The organism is Helicobacter sp. UBA3407 (assembly GCF_949747025.1).
GTDB classification, from domain to species: Bacteria; Campylobacterota; Campylobacteria; order Campylobacterales; family Helicobacteraceae; genus Helicobacter_D; species Helicobacter_D ganmani.
The window spans coordinates 1-1981 of the sequence record NZ_CATKCB010000037.1 but is presented as its reverse complement, the minus strand read 5'-3'; the positions used below and the strand labels follow the sequence as shown (position 1 = coordinate 1981).

Sequence of the window (1981 nt, the reverse complement as noted above, 5' to 3'; positions counted from 1 at the left end):
CTCTTTTTACCGCAAAATATTCTAAGAATCGCGCAAGGTGTGCTAGTAACACTTCAAATCGCGCTGATAGCGATTCTGTTTTCTTGCATTTTTGGCTTTATTTTAGGATATTTGATGACTTTGCGTTGTATGATTTTACGCAGTATTTGCCGATTGTATTTAGAATCTATCCGCATCATTCCGATTTTGGCTTGGTTGTTTATTGTTTATTTTGGCTTTTCTAGCTTTTTAAATTTAAGCGGAATCGCCGCGTGTATCCTAGTCTTTAGCCTTTGGGGAATCGCAGAAATGGGCGACTTGGTGCGCGGAGCAATCTCAAGTTTGCCTCCACATCAAAGCGAGAGTGCAAGGGCATTGGGTTTAAGCGAATTTGCAGTGCAGTTTTATATTATCTTTCCGCAGAGTTTTAAGCGACTTCTGCCAAGCCTTGTAAATCTCTTTACTAGAATGATAAAAACAACCTCTCTAGCAGCACTCATTGGTGTGAGTGATATGCTAAAAGTCGGACAGCAAATCATTGAAGTGAATCTCCTTGCTTATCCAACAGCGAGTTTTTGGGTGTATGGCGGAATCTTTATGGTGTATTTCGCGCTATGCTATCCCCTCTCGTTGTGGAGCAGAAGTTTAGAGAAAAAATTAATATAAGGTTAAGGCGATGAATCCTGTTCTTTTGAGATTAGAAAATATTACGAAAAAATACGGGGACAATTTGGTGCTAGATTCTGTGAGTTTAGAGGTTGCAAAGGGAGAAGTTTGTGCTATTTTGGGACCAAGTGGTTGCGGTAAAAGCACCTTTTTGCGCTGCATTAATGGTTTAGAGTCCATACAAGGAGGTAAGATTTTTTTCAAAGACACGCAAATTAGTGGGGAGGGCTCAAAAGCGCAATGGAAAAAAGTGCGTCAAAAAATCGGTATGGTATTTCAAAATTATGAGCTTTTTCCTCATTTGAGTGTATTAGAAAACATTATCTTAGCACCAATGAAAGTAGAGAATCGCAAAAGAGAGGAGGCAATTACAGAGGCTTTAAGCCTCTTGCGCCGCGTAGGTTTGGAGCAAAAAAAGGACGCATATCCCAAAAGCTTAAGCGGTGGGCAAAAACAACGCGTTGCCATTGTGCGTGCGCTTTGTATGAATCCAGACGTTATGCTTTTTGATGAGGTTACTGCTTCGCTTGACCCTGAAATGGTAAAAGAAGTGCTAGATGTGATTAAAGAGTTGGCGGGAGAGGGAATGACAATGCTGCTTGTAACACACGAGATGAAGTTTGCCCAAAATGTCGCCGATAGAATCGTGTTTTTTGATAAGGGAAAAATAGCAGAAATTGCAACGCCACAGGAATTTTTTAGCAATCCCAAAAGTGAGCGTGCAAAGAAATTTTTAAATATTTTTGAATTTTAGATTCTAAAATATTTCAAGGTTTGACATAGTTTTTGATAAATTTATCTAGCTTTTTCCTTTTTTTAACACCAAAAAGCCTTAGAGCAAAGAATCTCCCAATGAAAAACAAGGGCAACCGAATAAAAATTCCATTCATTAGCATAGCGGGTTTGTTGTCCGAGAGATACATAAACAATCCAAGTATAAGATAATTAATAAGCATAAAACCAAAAATTGCCAACAGCGTAAGATATAAGCTATCGTGTTTGAGGTGAGAGAAGTAATAATCTTTGTTTAGATTTTTTAATGCTTCCACTCTGTAAAGTCCGGTATTTTTGTCTTTCAAAGCAGCGACAATCACTTCATCGCCACTTTCAAGATTGATATCATTAGAGCTAGAAAATGCGGACATCATCGGGCTAACAGCACCTGCGCCCGACAAAGCAAGGAGAGGGGAGAGTTTGCCAATAGCATTAAGATCAAAAATAAAGGTTTTATCTCCCATTTTGAATCTCTTGTCTTTTTGTATGAGGGAGCTAATCGCACCAGTAACTCTTCGTGCATTACCTTTTATCTCGTCAAATGTATGTGTAGTTTGTGAAT

3 protein-coding genes are annotated in these 1981 nt (G+C 38.8%); 2 read left to right on the top strand and 1 reads right to left on the bottom strand.

Features of this window, described 5'->3' with window-relative positions; all coding sequences use genetic code 11:
* A partial coding sequence (locus Q1553_RS00395; protein ID WP_300842660.1) for an amino acid ABC transporter permease occupies positions 1-645 on the top strand: 645 nt, incomplete at its 5' end.
* A 10-nt stretch (positions 646-655) separates the two neighbouring features.
* The gene (locus Q1553_RS00390; RefSeq protein WP_115551199.1) at positions 656-1399 is read left to right on the top strand and encodes an amino acid ABC transporter ATP-binding protein; all 744 of its coding nucleotides are present in this window, start codon (positions 656-658) and stop codon (positions 1397-1399) included.
* A 13-nt stretch (positions 1400-1412) separates the two neighbouring features.
* Here the strand turns inward: Q1553_RS00390 and Q1553_RS00385 are convergent.
* The coding region (locus Q1553_RS00385) for a hypothetical protein (protein WP_300842659.1) at positions 1413-1981 on the bottom strand (569 nt) is incomplete at its 5' end.

Coding starts and splice junctions, on each gene's coding strand:
- Q1553_RS00390 (WP_115551199.1), top strand. CDS start 656: ATGAATCCTGTTCTTTTGAGATTAGAAAATATTACGAAAAAATACGGG.